Origin of the sequence: Yersinia vastinensis, assembly GCF_902726565.1 — a bacterium.
In the GTDB taxonomy this organism is placed as follows: Bacteria; Pseudomonadota; Gammaproteobacteria; order Enterobacterales; family Enterobacteriaceae; genus Yersinia; species Yersinia vastinensis.
This window is the reverse complement of the sequence record NZ_CACVAF010000004.1, coordinates 387,129-406,511: the sequence shown is the minus strand read 5'-3', so window position 1 is coordinate 406,511 and position 19,383 is coordinate 387,129. Positions and strand designations below refer to the sequence as shown.

The window sequence follows — 19,383 nt, the reverse complement described above, 5'->3', positions numbered from 1 at the left end:
TAGCTACCCATTAAGGTGGCTATTTTGTATTTATGAAACTGTAGAAATAATAAATCATTGTGATAGTAAATTAATCGTGAATTAATTATGTAATCATCACTGATGTACATTTAAAGATTTCACCATGTATACGCTCAGAGGGTCAGATTGATAATGGCCAAATTGAGATGTCAATTCAAAACCCAACCGCTGATACAACCTGATAGCCTCTGGTTGGTAAACCCCGGTCTCAAGATAAATATTCTTTAATTTTAATGTGTTAGATTTTTCTAATATTGCATTCATTAGCAATAATGCAATCCCTCTCCCTCGATAGTTAGGGCTGACAAAGACGCGCTTAACCTCAGGATATGGGGTTTCAGGTAATGTAAGAATCGCGCATCCTACAATTAATCCTTCCAATTTTGCGATATAAACGACTGTTGTCCCCTGAGACAGATTTTCAATAGATTCTGTATGATTGCTTTCTGCTGGGTAGAGTGCCTCTTGGTACGCATCTAATTGAGTAATCAATGTAATGAGTTCAGGAATAAACAGATCGCTCTGGCATATTTCAATATTCATAGTATGTCCCTCTCTCTACAGGCTATATCTTAGTCATCGAATGTAAAGTATTTGTATCCAATAACCAGAAGGGTAAATATTCACTATAGTTATATAGGTAAATGTACAAAGTAAAAGAAGAAATATAGGTTTCGCCCAGGGCTATAAAAAGTGCCAAATCGATTGAAAATGGAAGAAATACAATGAGACAGATCAAAGTTGGACTGGCACTGGGTGCAGGAGCGGCTAAAGGATGGGCACATATTGGTGTTATCAATGTGCTAAAAAAAATGGGGGTGACGATCGATGTCGTAGCGGGATGTTCGGTTGGCTCGTTAGTCGGTGCTGCATATGCCAGTGATCACTTGGATGTGATGGAACGCTGGGTAAGATCTTTTAAATACTGGGATGTTCTTCGACTGATGGATTTTTCCTGGCGCCGTGGTGGATTACTGCGAGGGGAGCGAGTATTCAATGCTGTGAACGAAATAATTGAAGTGCAGGATATCTCGCAATGTACGTTACCTTTTGGTTCAGTTGTTACAAATTTAACGACAGGCCGTGAGTTATGGCTAACAGAAGGAGATATAAAACAGGCTATTAGAGCATCGTGCAGTATGCCTGGGCTGTTTTCCCCTGTTCGTTATGGTGGCTATTGGCTTGTTGATGGCGCAGTTGTTAATCCTGTCCCTGTTTCTCTCGCTAGAGCGATGGGAGCCGATATCGTTATTGCCGTTGACTTGCAGCATGATGCACATTTGGTTCGGCAAGATATGCTTTCCTCACAAATATCTCTTGAAGGTAACCCCCCAGATATGCCTGAAAGTTGGCATCGGCGTTTAAAAATGCGGATCGCCAATATCGTTCCGGACCCAGCTAACAGTGTTCCTAGCGCGATGGAAATAATGTCAACATCAATTCAAGTGCTAGAGAACCGTTTAAAACGAAATCGAATGGCGGGTGATCCTCCTGATGTACTGATTCAACCCTATTGCCCGCAAATATCCCTGTTGGATTTTCATCGCGCTGATGAAGCAATAGCCGCTGGGCAGTTAGCTGCTGAAAAGTGTGCTGAACAATTACACCATTTGATAAAACGCTGATAGATATAGATATATATCGGCCCAATAGTTCATGACAATTTCTGACAAGCACAAACATTCATTTTGAGCCACTATTACCATAAGGTTAGTAAGAGAAGCAGTGCATGGATAAACCACTAGCAGGCAAAAATATTCTAGTCATCGAAGATGAAACCGTCTTTCGCTCAGTTGTGGCGGGATTCTTGGGTTCACTCGGTGCGACAGTTCAGCAAGCCGGGAACGGCTTGGAGGCTCTTGACCAGCTAAAAATTCAGACTCCAGATCTGATTCTTTGCGATCTCGCCATGCCAAAAATGGGTGGCATAGAGTTTGTTGAAAGGTTACTGACTCAAGGTGTAAAGATTCCTGTTTTGGTTATCTCAGCGACAGATAAAATGACTGATATCGCAAAAGTTTTGCGTCTGGGTGTTAAGGACGTATTGCTAAAGCCGATTGTTGATTTAAATCGCTTACGTGAAGTTGTGTTGGCTTGCCTCTATCCTGCATTGTTTACTTCCCATGCCATTGAAGAAACTGAGCTTATACAAGATTGGGATGCGCTACGCAGAAATCCCTATAACGCGGCCCAACTGTTAAAACAGCTACAACCTCCAGCACAACAAACAATTGCACACTGTCGGATAAATTACCGGCAATTGACCATGGTTGAGAAACCAGGGTTGGTACTTGATATTGCCGCATTGTCAGATAAGGATTTAGCATTTTATTGTTTGGATGTAACGCGAGCGGGGGATAATGGTGTTTTAGCCGCTTTGCTATTACGCGTGCTATTTAACGGGATTTTACAAGAACATTTAGCGCATCAGCAGCATCGCTTACCTCAGATGTCATCTCTACTTGAACAAGTTAACCAACTATTAAGGCGAACTCATCTCGATGGGCAATTTCCTTTGTTGGTGGGTTACTATCATGTGGAATATCAGAATTTAATACTGGTCTCAGCGGGCTTGCATGCAAATGTTAATGCAGGCAAAAACCAGATTCAGCTCAGTAATGGCGTGCCTCTTGGAACACTGAAAACAACGCATCTAAACCAAATTAGCCAACGTTGTGAAGCATGGCAATGTCAGGTGTGGGGAGGAGGGAGTCGGTTACGTTTGATGCTTTCCGCTGATGAATAGCTCAGATATTAAGTCAGTCACTGGAAAACCACCTAATCTTTAATGCATTCATCTTTTATTTACGGTTACCGCCAGCCAAACATAAATACTCCTATAACGAATCTGCGAAATAAAGCCAATTTGTTTCAATCGATGTGCCTGAGCGAGATGTCAAAAATATCGGTTGATATACTCCCGCTCTTACTTATCTCTAAAAATTGGCTATTAGCATTTTGATTCGTTAGCAATAAGGTTACGTCGCCTCAGGCTAAATTAAGGTTAGTTCCTGATAATAGTGAGTAGTACGCCCCTTATTCGAGTTCTACTTGAGGATTGTTTGAATGAAAGTTACGGTTTTTGGTATTGGTTATGTCGGGTTGGTTCAAGCCGCAGTTCTGGCAGAGGTTGGCCACGATGTTCTCTGCATTGATGTTGATGTAAAAAAAGTTGCTGATTTACAAGATGGCCGCATTGCTATTTTTGAACCAGGACTGGCATCGTTAGTAAAGGAAAACTATGACGAGGGGAGACTTCAATTTTCTACGGATGCAAAGGCTGGTGTAGCGCACGGTACTATTCAGTTTATTGCTGTGGGTACCCCCCCTGATGAAGATGGCGCTGCTGATTTGAAATATGTCCTTGAGGTCGCTGACACTATTGCTAAATATATGGATGCACCGAAAGTCATTATTGATAAATCTACTGTCCCCGTAGGAACTGCGGATAAAGTACGGGAAAGAATACAAACTGTTCTTCAGCAACGCGACCAAGAAATAGTATTCAATGTGGTTTCAAACCCCGAATTTTTGAAAGAAGGGGCGGCAGTTGCTGACTGTAAACGACCAGAACGTATCGTTATCGGTATTGATACAAATGATAATGGTGTTATCGATTTAATTAGTGAGCTATATGAACCGTTTAATCGAAACCATGACCGCATATTAATTATGGATATTCGCAGCGCGGAACTGACGAAATATGCAGCGAATGGCATGCTTGCAACCAAAATCAGCTTTATGAATGAGATTTCGAATATTGCAGAGCGATTGGGTGCTGATATCGAGAAAGTACGACAAGGCATCGGTTCTGATTCTCGTATTGGCTACCATTTTATTTATTCGGGTTGCGGTTATGGCGGGTCCTGTTTTCCCAAAGATATTCAGGCGTTAATTCGTACAGCTGAAAGTAATGGCTATCAACCACATTTGCTACAAGCAGTCGAACAGATCAATAACCAACAGAAGTATAAATTGGCCGAATTTATTCAACATCATTTTTCTTCACAACTTGCTGGAAAAACATTAGCTCTATGGGGATTAGCTTTTAAACCCAATACAGATGATATGCGAGAAGCCCCTAGTCGGATTTTAATGGAGACATTGTGGGAAGCCGGAGTGACTATTCAGGCTTATGATCCAGAGGCTATGGATGAAGCACAGCGAATTTATGGCGCAAGGGATGACTTGAGATTAATGGGGACAAAAGAGGCAGCATTACAAGGTGCTGATGCATTAGTTATTTGCACCGAATGGCAAAATTTTAGGGCTCCAGATTTTGATATGATCAAGTCTTGTCTGAAACAACCCGTTATTTTTGATGGGCGTAATTTGTACGATCCTGAGCGGTTAAATAGCCGAGGATTCACTTATTATGGGATTGGTCGTGGTGCGTCGATTAATCGGTTGTAATAAGTGAGAAAGATGATTTTATGTGTTGGGTACAAAATTTAAATTAGTTCTGTTTTGTAGCCAACGCTATCGTGGTTGGGCTTAGATACTGTCGCTTATTGCTTAATTTCACTTATATTACAGTCAATGGTGTCGTTAGGGCACCACAGCTATATCGATTATTATGATGTTATAAATTAGCAGAGTATTCTTATCGATTTACAATCAGAGTGATTGCACAGGGTTATTTATTGGAAATGATATGTTTAGACGGCCCTAACATCGATGATGTTTTGTCAGCGATTGAGTGGGGGTAATTTACCCGCGTAGGGTAAAAATACTGATTGGCAGTTTGGCGATAAACAAAAAATACCCCCCATATAATAGGAGGGTATTCTCATCACAATAGTAAATTAACTATTACGATTACAGCAGGAAATCATCCAGTGATTTACCTTGTTCTTCAATGGCTTTCTTAATCACTGCTGGGGTACGGCCTTGGCCAGTCCAGGTTTTAACATCGCCATTTTCATCGGTATACTGATATTTAGCAGGGCGTGCAGCACGTTTTGATTTACCAGTAGCCGCTTTAGCAGCAGCCATAGTATTCAACAGTTCGTTTGGATCAATACCGTCTGCAATAAGCATTTCGCGGTATTGTTGTAATTTACGTGTGCGTTCTTCAATTTCAGCCTGTACTTGGGAGTCTTCTTCGCGGCGTTCGTTAACGACCACTTCGAGTTTCTCAAGCATTTCTTCTAATGTTTCAAGAGTGCATTCACGCGCTTGTGCACGCAGAGTACGGATGTTGTTAAGAATTTTTAACGCTTCGCTCATTGTCCTGGTCTCAAATTATAATTGGTGGGGGGGCGTCTGGATAATAATAGAGTGCTATTTTAATTTCTGCAATAGCCAATTTGATTGGTATACTCGAATTTACGTATTTTATTAGTGAAAATTTGCTGCGTGCTACTAATAAACGGCGAGCACTTGTTATTATCTGAGCTGTTTTTAACGTGAAAGTTCGTTTTGCTCCCTAATGATCCTACTTGCGAACATGATTTTCTCACTAAGTTATAAGTTTGCTTTATATCAATAAAGCAAAAATAGGTTCCTTCGCTTGTAAGGATGCACAATAACTGATCGCATAAGTGCGTCGGGATATTGATATAGCTCTAACGAAATATTGAGTAAGAAAAAAGCATGTGCCATCGGAATTGTCAGGTTATGACAATATTTGTTATCACTATTTTACGAATTAATCATGAGAACACATTACCAGCATCATTAATGAACCAATCGTGCTGCGTACATATCGGACACAATTGGTTTCCCTTCTCTCAGGTTTGGTTAATGTTCAAGCAGAATATTTCAACTGTATCAATATTGTGAAATTGGTCATGTAATGTGTCTAATAATAGCGCATGTTTCACATGAAAGTTCTATCAATGACATTAGCTATATCATTACTTAATATAAAAAACAGTAATATAGATGAGGTGGCCAGCTCACCGCGAAGCCTGAATTTATGATAAACTACAAATTCATTGTCACTATGACCATTTATTATACCACTGGAGTTACGGGCCCATGGCTCAACTTTATTTTTATTACTCAGCGATGAATGCTGGGAAGTCAACCGCGCTATTACAGTCCTCTTATAACTACCAAGAGCGTGGGATGCGCACTCTGGTTTTTACGGCCGAGATTGATAATCGCTTTGGGGTTGGAACTGTCAGTTCGCGTATAGGACTGTCCTCACAAGCGATGCTGTTCAATAGCGGGACATCATTATTATCTATTATCGCTGCTGAACATCAGGATAAACCTGTCCATTGTGTTTTACTTGATGAGTGCCAATTTCTGACAAAAGAGCAAGTTCAGGAATTGTGCCAAGTGGTCGATGAATTAAATATCCCTGTTCTGTGTTATGGCTTACGTACCGATTTTCTTGGCGAGCTATTCCCGGGCAGCAAGTATTTGTTGTCTTGGGCCGACAAATTGGTTGAGCTAAAAACAATTTGTCATTGCGGGCGTAAAGCAAATATGGTGTTACGTCTGGATGAACAGGGGCGGGCGATGCATGATGGTGAACAGGTCGTCATCGGGGGCAATGAAAGTTACGTCTCAGTTTGTCGCCGCCATTATAAAGAAGCTATCAAAGCCGCGTGCCTGCAACAGCATCAGCAACACCCTTAATCACTTCATACCTCAGATAAGATACCTCACGCGCTTTGTCTGTAAAGCTGTGGGGTAACCAGCCTATTCTTGCATTAACTCCATAGGACTTCATACAGGCTCATTTACTGTGGTTATCTGTCATGACAACCTCTCAGTGGCTCTTTATTTAGGTGAGAATCGCAGTGCCGTACGTATTTGAGCTTTTAACTCAGAGAACAATGCAGAATAGATGACCCGGCTAAAAACCTGTATCAAGGCACCGAACGAATTGCCCGCAGAGAGCACCACAAAACGCGAAATGGGGAGAGTTTATCGAGTCGGGGGGAAGGTTAAGGCAAAAGCACGGTGCTGCTGTGATGACAGGTTGAGGAAGATAAGACGCTATTGAGTATGGGCCATGCAATTTGATGATGGCGTTATAGCAAAAGAAACCCCCGAATAACGAGTGTCATTCGGGGGTTAGGCCTTCTCGGGTTCACCTCTATCGAAAATGAGGTTCACACATTGAGATGGCGATTACTTTTTAGCTTTTTTCTCAGCTTTAGGTGCTGGAGCTACCACGGCTGCTTCTTCACTCGCAAGCTCTTCGCTAAATTCACGGCCATAGTAAGTATCCATCAGAATCTGTTTCAACTCAGAGATCAGTGGGTAACGTGGGTTAGCACCGGTACACTGGTCATCAAATGCATCTTCAGACAATTTGTCTACTTTAGCCAAGAAGTCAGCTTCCTGAACGCCTGCTTCACGGATTGAAGTAGGGATGCCCAATTCTGCTTTTATTCCATCTAACCAAGCTAGCAGTTTCTGGATTTTCTGTGCGGTACGGTCGCCCGGTGCACTTAGGCCCAGATGGTCTGCGATTTCAGCATAACGGCGACGCGCTTGTGGGCGGTCATACTGGCTGAAAGCAGTCTGTTTGGTTGGGTTGTCATTCGCGTTGTAGCGGATAACGTTGGAAATCAACATCGCATTTGCCAAGCCATGTGGGATGTGGAACTCAGAACCCAGTTTGTGGGCCATTGAGTGACAGACACCCAAGAAGGCGTTGGCAAAAGCGATACCGGCGATAGTTGCTGCGTTGTGAACACGTTCACGTGCAACAGGATTTTTAGCGCCTTCGTTGTAGCTGGCAGGCAGGAATTCTTTCAGCAGTTTCAGTGCTTGCAGAGCCTGACCATCAGAGTATTCATTTGCCAGTACAGAAACATAAGCTTCCATAGCATGAGTGACGGCGTCCAAACCACCGAAAGCACACAGAGACTTAGGCATATTCATAACCAGGTTGGCATCAACGATAGCCATATCTGGGGTCAATGCGTAGTCAGCCAATGGATATTTCTGACCTGTAGCATCATCGGTAACTACCGCGAATGGAGTTACTTCAGAACCTGTACCTGATGTGGTTGTTACGGCGATCATTTTCGCTTTCACGCCCATTTTCGGGAACTTGTAAATACGTTTACGGATATCCATAAAGCGCAATGCCAGTTCTTCGAAGTGGGTTTCAGGGTGCTCATACATAACCCACATGATTTTGGCAGCATCCATCGGTGAACCACCACCCAGCGCGATGATCACGTCTGGTTTGAATGAGTTCATCTGCTCTGCACCTTTACGTACGATGCTCAGGGTAGGGTCAGCTTCTACTTCGAAGAAGACTTCAGTTTCGATACCGTGAGATTTCAGTACGCTAGTGATTTGATCAGCATAACCGTTGTTGAACAGGTAGCGGTCAGTCACGATGAAGGCACGTTTTGCACCGTCAGTTGCCACTTCTTCCAACGCGATAGGCAGGGAGCCACGACGGAAGTAAATAGATTTCGGGAGTTTATGCCACAACATGTTTTCTGCTCGCTTAGCCACAGTTTTCTTGTTGATCAAGTGTTTCGGACCGACGTTTTCAGAGATAGAGTTACCACCCCAAGAACCGCAACCCAGCGTCAGAGATGGCGCTACTTTGAAGTTATACAGGTCACCGATACCACCATGAGAGGCAGGCGTGTTGATCAGAATTCGGGCGGTTTTCATTCTATCGCCGAAATACTTAACGCGCGCAGGCTGGTTATCTTGGTCTGTATACAGGCAAGATGTATGGCCGATACCGCCCATTTCCACCAGTTTTTCTGCTTTTTCAACAGCGTCTTCGAAGCTCTTCGCACGATACATTGCCAAAGTAGGTGACAGTTTTTCGTGAGCAAATGGCTCTGATTCATCAACAACTTTAACTTCGCCGATAAGAATCTTGGTGTTAGCTGGAACTTTGATGCCTGCCATTTCAGCAATTTTAGTGGCTGGTTGACCTACGATAGCCGCATTCAGGCCACCATTTTTCAGGATGATATCCTGAACAGCTTTCAACTCTTTACCCTGTAACAGGTAACCACCGTGTGAAGCAAAACGCTCGCGAACGGCATCGTATACAGAATCCACAACAATGATGGACTGTTCTGAAGCACAAATCACACCGTTATCAAAGGTTTTAGACATCAAGATAGATGCGACAACGCGTTTGATATCAGCAGTTTCGTCAACAACTACAGGTGTATTACCTGCACCTACGCCGATAGCAGGTTTACCTGAACTGTAAGCGGCTTTAACCATGCCTGGACCACCCGTTGCCAGAATCAGGTTAATGTCTGGGTGGTGCATCAGTTGGTTAGACAACTCAACCGTTGGCGCATCAATCCAACCGATAATATCTGCTGGCGCACCTGCTGCGATGGCGGCTTGAAGCACGATATCGGCGGCTTTATTGGTTGCGTCTTTAGCGCGTGGGTGTGGAGAGAATACGATACCGTTACGGGTTTTCAGGCTAATTAACGCCTTGAAGATAGCGGTAGAGGTCGGGTTAGTGGTTGGTACGATACCGCAGATCAAACCGATAGGTTCAGCGATAGTGATAGTACCGAAGGTTTTGTCTTCTTCTAAAATGCCACAAGTCTTTTCATCTTTGTAAGCATTGTAAATGTATTCAGAAGCAAAGTGGTTTTTGATCACTTTGTCTTCCACAATACCCATGCCTGATTCTTCTACAGCCAGTTTGGCTAAAGGAATACGGGCATCTGCGGCAGCTAGAGCTGCGGCACGGAAGATTTTATCAACCTGCTCTTGAGTGAAGTTGGCATACTCGCGCTGGGCTTTCTTGACGCGTGCTACTAGCTCGTTAAGTTCAGCGACATTCGTTACAGCCATAATGCTCTCCTGATAATGTTAAACTCTTTTAGTAAATGAGCTGTTGAAGCAACAAGTATAGACAGGCTCTAGCATGCTGTACTGTCAATTAGAGATAGTTTTTGTATCTTACTTTCTCATTTTCACCGCTGATTTACTGAAAGAGCTTTTAGTCTGCTAGGAATAAATTTGGATAAAAGGATTATTTTCAACCTTTATACTCTATTTCTTCGCAGTGCATTCTTCACTACAGGCCAGAGCTTAACTATTCTTAGGTATGTTTTTCGTGATTTAAATCACAAAATTAGCAAGCTGACACCATTCAGCAATTATTTGTTGAGAGTAATTATCATTAACATAAAAAAAGTGATAATTCATGACGTTAATACACCATTAACGCCACAGGGTATTAACAATAATGACGCTTTTAACCGATAAGCATTTACCCAGTATAAATGCAGGTTTATTACATGGATTCCTGTGACTAATTCCATTACATTAGCGCGCACATCTGTATGGTAGTGGCTCTAAGGTCGATTTTTAGTGAAAAGTGCTGTGGTGTGATGTTCGAATAATGCAGAATAGTATCTGCGCGTGGATGACATCATTTGTGTCGCAAATCTTCCTGATTCTGACCATAAAGTGTGTTGTCTGGGGCATTGGTGAAAATGACCCGTTGTCTGTGATGTATTTATTAGCAATTTCGCGGAGTGATGTGTGAGTCAATCACTGTTGGACCTTTCAGGTTACATCAAGTTTTTTGTTGGCTTATTTGCGCTGGTTAATCCGGTCGGTATTCTACCGGTATTTATCAGTATGACTAGCTATCAGGCGGCGGCAGGGCGGGACAAAACCAACCTAACAGCTAACCTGTCGGTAGCCATTATCTTGTGGATCTCTTTGTTCTTGGGGGATGCCATCCTGAAAATTTTTGGCATTTCTATTGATTCATTCCGAATAGCGGGTGGGATCTTGGTTGTCAGCATTGCAATGTCGATGATCAGCGGCAAACTCGGTGAAGACAAGCAGAATAAACAGGAAAAAACAGAAACTGCCGTACGAGAAAGTATCGGTGTTGTTCCACTGGCATTGCCATTGATGGCAGGACCAGGCGCTATCAGTTCAACTATAGTGTGGAGCTCTCGCTATCACAGTTGGCAAAACCTGCTGGGGTTGACTGTCGCGGTTGCTCTGTTTGCATTTTGCTGTTGGTTATTGTTCCGTGCTGCACCGCTATTGGTTCGATTGTTAGGGCAAACCGGTATCAATGTTATCACGCGTATTATGGGTTTATTGCTGATGGCATTGGGTATCGAATTCATTGTGACAGGTATTAAGGCTATTTTCCCCGGATTACTTTAATCTAACCAGTTCATTAGAATCCACGACTCATCATCTTAGAAAGGCCACCTGTTTATTACCGGTGGTTTTTTGCTTTTCGTAAGTAAAAGACTCAAATCATTAGGCATTAATTTGGTGCAAATAATGTATGAAGTTTAATCTGTTGCACTTAAATGCTGCAATAATGGTTGTTCTGTATAAATAATTTAGCTTAAGGCTTATTTTTATATCTTTAATAATAATTCACACACTCTCCGATTAAATAAAATGCGCGAGTTGTTGTTAAAATGCTCACATCATTCTGTAGGGCTTGTGCTGAATTTATCTAGGTGTTATTAGTGATTAGACCCAGATGTGTAGGGGTTTATTCTGGTAACGATATAAATGTTAACTTTATGTTTCTTTTCGCTGTTTTGAAGCATATTTTCCGGTGTGAAGTTAAATGGTGGTGTGTGTTTTTTGTATAAAATCAGTAGCTTAATTATTTATGACATTGCTAATGTAGTGAGTCACTATCGTTAGCTATGTATTGAAATAGAGAATTGCTTAACATTTCTGTAAAAATTATTGGCGTCGGATATCGGGTTCTGTTAGTTTCCGGTCAATTCGCTGACGAGAGTTTTCTTGTTTTTTCAAAGAAACTGGGCCGTAATTTTTATCTTGGAATAGTTATTGCTAGTCGTTGTTGGTGGCAGATTGACGCAGACCTAGAGAAAACATCACAAATCTCGCAAAAGGGCGGATAGAAATGCAAATAAAGTTTAAACAGCGACCACTGGCAATAATTGGCACTATTCTGGGTTTGTCATTCTCCACGGTCTCAATGGCGGCAACAATTCCTACTGGTGTGGTATTAGCTCTAGATCAGAGTATTACTATTAATAATGGTTCTGAAGTGGCTTCTCTGGACCCGCATAAAGTCGAAGGAAACCCTGAAACCAATATTATCCTCAACCTCTTAGAAGGGTTGGTGAGTAATGATGCTAATGGACACATCATTCCAGCTGTCGCGACCCGCTGGGATAATGACGGCTATAAAATATGGACTTTCCATTTGCGTGATGGCGCAGTGTGGAGTGATGGCTCACCCGTCACCGCACAAGATTTTGTTTATAGTTGGCAGCGTTTGGCAGATCCTAAAATAGGTTCACCCTATGCCAGTTATTTACAATATGCTCAAATTGAGAATGTTAACGAGGTACTAAAAGGGACTAAAAAGCCAGATGAGTTAGGTGTTAAGGCCCTTGATAGCAAAACATTGCAAGTGACTCTGACTGAGCCTGTTCCTTATTTTATCAGTATGTTATCGCATACCTCAATGAAGCCTGTTAAGCGTGATGTTGTGGAAAAATACGGCGATAAGTGGACACTTCCACAAAACTTTGTGGGTAATGGTGCCTACCAGTTAAAAAACTGGGTCGTTAATGAACGCATTGTGCTTGAGCGCAACCCAACATATTGGAATAACAAAGAGACCGTTATTAATCAGGCCACTTTTTTACCAATAACCTCAGAAGTCAGCGACATTAATCGTTATCGCAGTGGTGAAATTGATATTACTAATAGCGCCATTCCGCCAAATTTATTCGCCAAAATGAAGAAAGACCTGCCATCGCAGGTTCATGTCAACCCGTATCTTTGCACCTTCTATTACGAAATTAATAATCAGAAAGCACCATTTACTGATGCAAGGGTAAGAACAGCAATCAAATTAACGCTGGATCGAGATATTATTGCGACCAAAATTATGGGGCAAGGGCAGATTCCTGCTTATGGCTTTACCCCAACATTTACGGAGGGGGGGAATTTCGCATTGCCAGAATGGGCAAGTTGGCCTCAAGAGAAACGCAACGCTGAGGCAAAAAGATTGCTCGCAGAAGCTGGTTTTAACGCCGAGAATCCACTGACGTTTAATTTGCTCTACAACACGTCAGATCAAAATAAACAGCAAGCTATTGCTGCTGCATCTATGTGGCAAAAGAATCTGGGGGCCACTGTCACCTTACAGAATCAAGAGTGGAAAACATCATTAGAAAGTCGCCATCAGGGCCAATTTGATGTTGCCAGAGCAACCTGGTGCGGCGATTACAATGAGCCGACTGCTTTTCTCAATATGTTGTTGTCAGACAGCAGTAATAATACATTCTTCTATAAGAACCCAGAGTTCGATGCGCTTTTAGCGCAAACATTGGCAGCGCCTGATGCCAATGCACGTACCGCGTTATATCAACAAGCTGAAAATTTATTGGATAAAGATTCTGCAATGGTTCCGGTCTACTACCGCGTCAGTGTTCGGCTTATTCGGCCAACGGTGGGAGGATTTACGGGCAAAGACCCGCAAGACTTGGTGGATTTGAAAAATCTTTATATTCGTAAGTTGTAATCACTGGAAATATTGATTGCAGCAAGAAACAGAATCACGAAGTATTTAGTAAAGACAGAGTCATAGGGATGTATAACGCAGCATGAATTTTCGCCTGCTGCAAATACATAGAATATTTATATCGTCGGATTCGTTCCCCGAGCGATGTAATTTAAAAATGCCTTTTAAAGGTGAAGCATGTCCCGTCACTGGGCGATGCAATAATAAAAACTGGAGTGGATATAAGCATGACCAACATCACAAAGAAAAGTCTCTTGGCCGCAGGTATTGTGGCTGCCTTGGGTATGATGGCTGTAGGAAATACGTTTGCGGCAGATGTGCCTGCAGGCGTGCAATTGGCTGAAAAACAAGTTTTAGTCCGCAATAATGGATCCGAACCGCAATCGCTGGACCCACATAAAATTGAAGGTGTACCTGAATCAAATATCTCCCGTGACCTATTAGAAGGGCTGGTTATCAATGACCCTAACGGTAAAATTTTGCCGGGTGTCGCTGAGAGTTGGGATAATAAAGATTTTAAAGTTTGGACCTTCCATTTACGTAAAGATGCTAAATGGTCAAATGGTGACCCTGTAACGGCACAGGATTTTGTTTATAGCTGGCAACGTCTGGCTGACCCGAAAACCGTTTCCCCTTATGCAAGCTACGTACAATATGCACATATCGCGAATATTGACGATATTATCACGGGTAAAAAGTCGCCTGATACGTTGGGTGTGAAGGCGTTGGATGACCATACTCTGGAAGTCACACTTACCGAGCCAGTTCCTTATCTGGACAAACTACTTGCTCACCCATCTATGTCCCCGGTGAATAAAACCGTGGTTGAGAAATTTGGTGATAAGTGGACTCAGCCACAAAACTTTGTTGGTAATGGCGCTTATAAGCTGAAAGATTGGACCGTTAACGAACGTATTGTTTTAGAACGCAGTCCAACCTATTGGGATAATGCGAAAACCGTGATTAATCAGGTAACTTACCTGCCAATCTCTTCTGAAGTGACTGATGTTAACCGCTATCGCAGTGGTGAAATCGACATGACTTACAACAACATGCCGATTGAACTGTTCCAGAAATTGAAAAAAGAGATCCCACAGGAAGTTCATGTTGATCCGTATCTGTGTACCTATTACTACGAAATCAACAACCAAAAAGCCCCATTCACCGATGCTCGAGTACGTGAAGCACTGAAACTGGGCATGGATCGCGATATCATTGTGAATAAAGTGAAAAACCAAGGTGATTTACCGGCTTATGGTTTCACCCCACCGTACACCAGTGGTGCGGAGTTAACACCGCCAGAATGGTTTAGCTGGACACAAGAAAAACGCAATGAAGTGGCGAAGAAATTACTGGCAGAAGCAGGTTACACTAAAGATAAGCCACTGACATTCAACCTGTTGTACAACACTTCTGATTTACATAAAAAGCTGGCTATTGCAGCGGCTTCTATCTGGAAGAAAAATCTGGGTGTTGACGTCAAGCTGGAAAATCAAGAGTGGAAAACGTTCCTTGATACCCGCCATCAAGGGACTTTCGATGTTGCACGTGCCGGTTGGTGTGCTGACTATAACGAACCTTCTTCATTCCTGAATATGATGCTGTCTGACAGCAGTAATAACACCGTGCATTATAAGAGCCCGGCGTTTGATAAGCTGATGGGAGATACGCTGAAAGTTAAATCTGAGAAAGAGCGTGCTGGTTTATACCAACAAGCTGAAGTGTTGCTGGATAAAGATTCCGCTATCGTACCTTTGTTCTACTACGTGAATGCCCGTTTAGTGAAACCTTATGTCGGTGGGTATACCGGTAAGGATCCACTGGATAATATGCACGTTAAAGATCTTTATATTATCAAGCACTAATAGAGTAAGGGCAGCCACTCAATTTGTGTGCTGCCCTTAATGCTTTGAAATATAAAGTCGCAGTAAGAGGCTAAAGGTACAGGCAATGTTAAAATTTATTCTACGCCGCTGTCTGGAAGCAATTCCGACACTTTTCATTTTGATCACCATTTCATTCTTTATGATGCGTCTAGCCCCGGGCAGCCCATTTACCGGCGAGCGCAATCTTCCACCTGAAGTTATGGCGAATATTGAGGCGAAATATCACCTCAATGACCCCGTTTATAAGCAGTATTTCAATTATCTGGGGCAACTGGCACAAGGTGATCTTGGGCCATCGTTCAAATATAAAGATTACACAGTCAATGAGTTGGTTTCAGCATCGTTTCCTGTTTCGGCAAAACTCGGATTCGCCGCATTTTTACTGGCAGTGGTATTAGGGGTGAGTGCCGGTGTGATTGCCGCACTAAACCAAAATACCAAGTGGGATTATACCGTCATGGGGTTTGCTATGACTGGAGTGGTTATTCCCAGTTTCGTCGTGGCACCGCTATTAGTGCTGGTTTTCGCCATTATATTAAAATGGCTACCGGGTGGAGGATGGAATGGCGGGGCACCGAAATACATTATTTTGCCGATGGTGGCACTGTCGCTGGCTTATATCGCCAGTATCGCGCGTATTACCCGCGGTTCAATGATTGAAGTTCTTCATTCCAATTTTATTCGTACTGCGCGGGCCAAGGGCTTGCCACTGCGAGTTATTGTATTGCGTCATGCATTAAAGCCCGCATTACTGCCGGTTCTGTCTTATATGGGGCCTGCATTTGTCGGTATTATCACCGGCTCAATGGTGATTGAAACCATTTTTGGTTTGCCGGGCATAGGTCAGTTGTTCGTCAACGGAGCGTTAAATCGCGATTACTCTCTGGTCTTAAGTTTGACCATTTTAGTGGGTGCTTTAACTATTTTATTTAATGCGATTGTCGATGTGCTGTATGCCGTCATTGATCCGAAAATCCGTTACTAGCACTGGAGCACGCCCATTATGTTGAGCAAAAAAAATAGCGAAGCTCTAGAAGTTTTCAGTGAAAAACTGGAAGTTGAAGGGCGTAGCCTTTGGCAGGATGCCCGCCGCCGCTTTATTCATAACCGCGCGGCGATCACCAGTTTGGTGATCCTTATGTTTATTACCTTATTTGTTATTCTAGCCCCGATGCTGGCGCAGTTTTCCTATTCGGATACGGATTGGGGCATGATGTCTGCAGCACCCGATATGGAATCAGGACACTATTTTGGGACTGATTCCTCTGGCCGAGATCTGCTGGTTCGCGTTGCCATTGGTGGGCGAATTTCCTTGATGGTCGGTGTTGCTGCGGCACTGGTTGCCGTGGTCGTCGGCACATTGTATGGATCGTTATCCGGTTATCTTGGCGGGAAAGTTGACTCGTTGATGATGCGCTTATTGGAAATCCTGAACTCATTTCCTTTCATGTTTTTCGTCATTCTGCTGGTGACTTTCTTTGGCCAGAATATTCTATTGATATTTGTGGCTATAGGTATGGTGTCTTGGCTGGATATGGCGCGTATTGTGCGTGGACAGACTTTAAGTTTGAAGCGGAAGGAGTTTATTGAAGCGGCGCTAGTGGGCGGAGTTTCCACGCGCAATATCGTTTTACGCCATATTGTTCCGAACGTGTTAGGGGTGGTGGTGGTATACGCATCTCTATTGGTTCCCAGCATGATTTTGTTTGAATCTTTCCTGAGTTTCCTTGGGTTAGGTACACAAGAACCACTGAGTAGCTGGGGGGCATTACTTAGTGATGGCGCTAACTCAATGGAAGTTTCTCCTTGGTTATTGATGTTCCCTGCCGGCTTCTTGGTAGTGACTTTGTTCTGTTTTAACTTTATCGGCGATGGCTTGCGTGATGCCCTCGACCCGAAAGATCGCTGAGGAGTCGCACCATGACGACGATAGATAATCAGTCTGCTGTTCAGCAATCGAGCTTGTTTGAGCACAATGTACTGCTAGATGTGAAGGACCTGACGGTCACTTTCGGTACACCCGATGGTGATGTTACTGCGGTTAACGCACTGAATTTTGATCTGCGCGCCGGTGAAACATTGGGCATTGTTGGAGAGTCTGGTTCCGGCAAATCTCAAACGGCGTTTGCTTTGATGGGGTTACTGGCCAGTAATGGTCGGATAGGCGGCTCGGCAAAGTTTAATGGCCGTGAAATCCTGAATTTACCCGAAAAGCAGCTAAACCGTTTACGGGCCGAAGAAATCTCAATGATTTTCCAAGATCCTATGACCTCTCTGAACCCGTATATGCGTGTGGGTGAGCAGTTGATGGAAGTGCTGCAACTGCATAAGAAGATGAGTAAGAGTGAGGCATTTGAAGAGTCAATCCGCATGCTTGATGCGGTGAAAATGCCTGAAGCACGCAAGCGCATGCGCATGTATCCGCATGAATTTTCAGGTGGTATGCGCCAGCGTGTGATGATTGCAATGGCATTATTGTGTCGGCCTAAACTGTTAATTGCTGATGAGCCAACCACGGCGTTGGATGTTACGGTTCAAGCTCAAATCATGACTTTGCTGAATGAACTAAAGAATGAGTTTAATACCGCCATTATCATGATTACTCATGACCTTGGGGTAGTTGCTGGCATTTGTAATAAAGTTCTGGTGATGTATGCAGGTCGAACGATGGAGTATGGCCAGGCACGTGATGTTTTTTATCATCCAAGCCATCCGTATTCTATTGGTTTGCTGAATGCAGTTCCTCGCCTTGATGCTGAAGGCGAATCTCTCATGACTATTCCGGGTAACCCACCCAATCTACTGCGCTTGCCGAAAGGCTGCCCATTCCAACCTCGCTGCCAGTATGCAATGGATCGCTGTTCAACGGCGCCCGCATTAGAGCATTTTGGTGATGGCCGTTTACGTGCCTGCTATAAACCAGTAGGGGAGTTGGTATGAATGCCATGACAGAGAAGAAAGTTTTGTTGGAAGTGGCTGACCTGAAAGTGCATTTTGATATTCAGGATGGCAAACAGTGGTTCTGGCAGCCGAGCAAAACCCTCAAGGCCGTCGATGGTGTCACCTTACGTTTGTATGAGGGTGAAACCTTGGGCGTCGTGGGTGAATCTGGCTGTGGTAAATCTACTTTTGCCCGTGCCATTATTGGCTTGGTGAAGGCGACCGGCGGTAGTGTGGCTTGGTTGGGCAAAGATCTGCTCAATATGAGTGATGCCGAATGGCGTGCGACGCGCAGTGATATACAGATGATATTTCAGGATCCACTGGCATCATTAAATCCACGAATGACCATTGGCGATATCATTGCTGAACCCTTGCGGACTTACCATCCCAAAATGCCGCGTCAAGAAATCAAAGACAAAGTGAAAGCCATGATGTTGAAAGTAGGTTTATTGCCTAACTTAATCAACCGCTATCCTCATGAGTTTTCAGGTGGTCAGTGTCAACGAATTGGCATTGCCCGTGCACTGATTTTGGAACCGAAACTGGTCATTTGTGATGAACCGGTATCGGCGCTGGATGTGTCAATTCAAGCTCAAGTCGTGAACTTATTGCAGCAATTGCAGCGCGAAATGGGGTTATCCCTGATTTTTATTGCCCATGATTTGGCTGTAGTAAAACATATTTCTGACCGAGTGTTGGTGATGTATTTGGGGCATGCTGTTGAGCTGGGCACCTATGATGAGGTTTACCATAATCCGCAGCATCCTTATACCAAAGCGCTGATGTCGGCAGTGCCTATCCCTGATCCGGATAAAGAAAAGGCGAAAGTGATTCAGTTATTGGAAGGGGAGTTGCCGTCACCGATAAACCCACCGTCGGGGTGCGTATTTCGCACTCGCTGCCCAATCGCGGGGCCTGAGTGTGCCAAGACTCGCCCATTATTGGAAGGCAGTTTCCGTCATGCAGTCTCTTGTCTAAAAGTGGACCCGTTATAAAGCCATTTAACGGCAATTGATAAGTTAATAAAAAGCCCCGCTAAATAAGTGGGGCTTTTTTATTCTCATT

Annotated in this window: 14 protein-coding genes; 11 read left to right on the top strand and 3 right to left on the bottom strand. The window is 43.5% G+C overall.

Annotation, left to right across the window (positions count from 1 at the left end; all coding sequences use genetic code 11):
* Positions 1–96: 96 nt before the first annotated feature.
* Positions 97–564: a GNAT family N-acetyltransferase gene (locus tag HUZ92_RS08635; protein ID WP_080990647.1), complete on the bottom strand. Its 468-nt coding sequence runs from the start codon at positions 562–564 to the stop codon at positions 97–99.
* A gap of 182 nt (positions 565–746) precedes the next feature.
* Between HUZ92_RS08635 and rssA the strand changes: the two genes are divergently transcribed.
* From rssA to HUZ92_RS08620, 3 genes are all read left to right on the top strand, one after another.
* Entirely contained in the window at positions 747–1,646 is a 900-nt protein-coding gene (gene rssA / locus HUZ92_RS08630) for a patatin-like phospholipase RssA (RefSeq protein WP_050101357.1), read from the top strand.
* Between the two features lie 104 nt (positions 1,647–1,750).
* On the top strand, positions 1,751–2,767 hold the full coding sequence (gene rssB, locus HUZ92_RS08625) for a two-component system response regulator RssB (RefSeq protein ID WP_050101356.1): 1,017 nt from the start codon (positions 1,751–1,753) through the stop codon (positions 2,765–2,767).
* Positions 2,768–3,087: 320 nt separating this feature from the next.
* Positions 3,088–4,434 carry a UDP-glucose dehydrogenase family protein gene (locus tag HUZ92_RS08620; RefSeq protein WP_145580035.1) on the top strand — a complete coding sequence of 449 codons (1,347 nt, stop codon included), beginning with the start codon at positions 3,088–3,090 and terminating at the stop codon, positions 4,432–4,434.
* A 405-nt stretch (positions 4,435–4,839) separates the two neighbouring features.
* Here the strand turns inward: HUZ92_RS08620 and hns are convergent, their stop codons facing one another.
* On the bottom strand, positions 4,840–5,250 hold the full coding sequence (gene hns / locus HUZ92_RS08615; RefSeq protein ID WP_050101354.1) for a histone-like nucleoid-structuring protein H-NS: 411 nt from the start codon (positions 5,248–5,250) through the stop codon (positions 4,840–4,842).
* A 753-nt stretch (positions 5,251–6,003) separates the two neighbouring features.
* On the opposite strand from hns, the gene HUZ92_RS08610 reads away from it, so the two are divergent.
* A complete protein-coding gene (locus HUZ92_RS08610) occupies positions 6,004–6,612 on the top strand; it encodes a thymidine kinase (RefSeq protein WP_050101353.1) in 609 nt (202 codons plus the stop codon).
* Between the two features lie 498 nt (positions 6,613–7,110).
* On the opposite strand, the gene adhE is transcribed toward HUZ92_RS08610, so the two are convergent.
* Positions 7,111–9,786 carry a bifunctional acetaldehyde-CoA/alcohol dehydrogenase gene (gene adhE, locus HUZ92_RS08605; RefSeq protein ID WP_050101352.1) on the bottom strand — a complete coding sequence of 892 codons (2,676 nt, stop codon included), beginning with the start codon at positions 9,784–9,786 and terminating at the stop codon, positions 7,111–7,113.
* Positions 9,787–10,482: 696 nt separating this feature from the next.
* Between adhE and HUZ92_RS08600 the strand changes: the two genes are divergently transcribed.
* The 7 genes from HUZ92_RS08600 to oppF all read left to right on the top strand — a co-directional run bounded on the left by HUZ92_RS08600 (position 10,483) and on the right by oppF (position 19,313).
* Positions 10,483–11,127 (top strand): YchE family NAAT transporter, encoded by a 645-nt coding sequence (locus tag HUZ92_RS08600; protein ID WP_050101351.1) that lies wholly within the window; start codon positions 10,483–10,485, stop codon positions 11,125–11,127.
* A gap of 727 nt (positions 11,128–11,854) precedes the next feature.
* The gene (locus tag HUZ92_RS08595; RefSeq protein ID WP_050296120.1) at positions 11,855–13,489 is read left to right on the top strand and encodes an ABC transporter substrate-binding protein; all 1,635 of its coding nucleotides are present in this window, start codon (positions 11,855–11,857) and stop codon (positions 13,487–13,489) included.
* Positions 13,490–13,716: 227 nt separating this feature from the next.
* On the top strand, positions 13,717–15,354 hold the full coding sequence (oppA, locus tag HUZ92_RS08590; protein WP_050140597.1) for an oligopeptide ABC transporter substrate-binding protein OppA: 1,638 nt from the start codon (positions 13,717–13,719) through the stop codon (positions 15,352–15,354).
* Between the two features lie 85 nt (positions 15,355–15,439).
* Positions 15,440–16,360 carry an oligopeptide ABC transporter permease OppB gene (gene oppB / locus HUZ92_RS08585; protein ID WP_050101347.1) on the top strand — a complete coding sequence of 307 codons (921 nt, stop codon included), beginning with the start codon at positions 15,440–15,442 and terminating at the stop codon, positions 16,358–16,360.
* A gap of 15 nt (positions 16,361–16,375) precedes the next feature.
* Positions 16,376–17,284, top strand: coding sequence for an oligopeptide ABC transporter permease OppC (oppC, locus tag HUZ92_RS08580; RefSeq protein WP_050101346.1), 909 nt, complete (start codon positions 16,376–16,378; stop codon positions 17,282–17,284).
* Between the two features lie 11 nt (positions 17,285–17,295).
* Positions 17,296–18,315, top strand: coding sequence for an ABC transporter ATP-binding protein (gene oppD, locus HUZ92_RS08575; RefSeq protein ID WP_050101345.1), 1,020 nt, complete (start codon positions 17,296–17,298; stop codon positions 18,313–18,315).
* Complete coding sequence (gene oppF, locus HUZ92_RS08570; protein ID WP_050101344.1) at positions 18,312–19,313, top strand: murein tripeptide/oligopeptide ABC transporter ATP binding protein OppF; 1,002 nt, start codon at positions 18,312–18,314, stop codon at positions 19,311–19,313. The genes oppD and oppF overlap by 4 nt, the downstream gene beginning before the upstream one ends.
* The last annotated feature ends 70 nt before the right edge of the window (positions 19,314–19,383 follow it).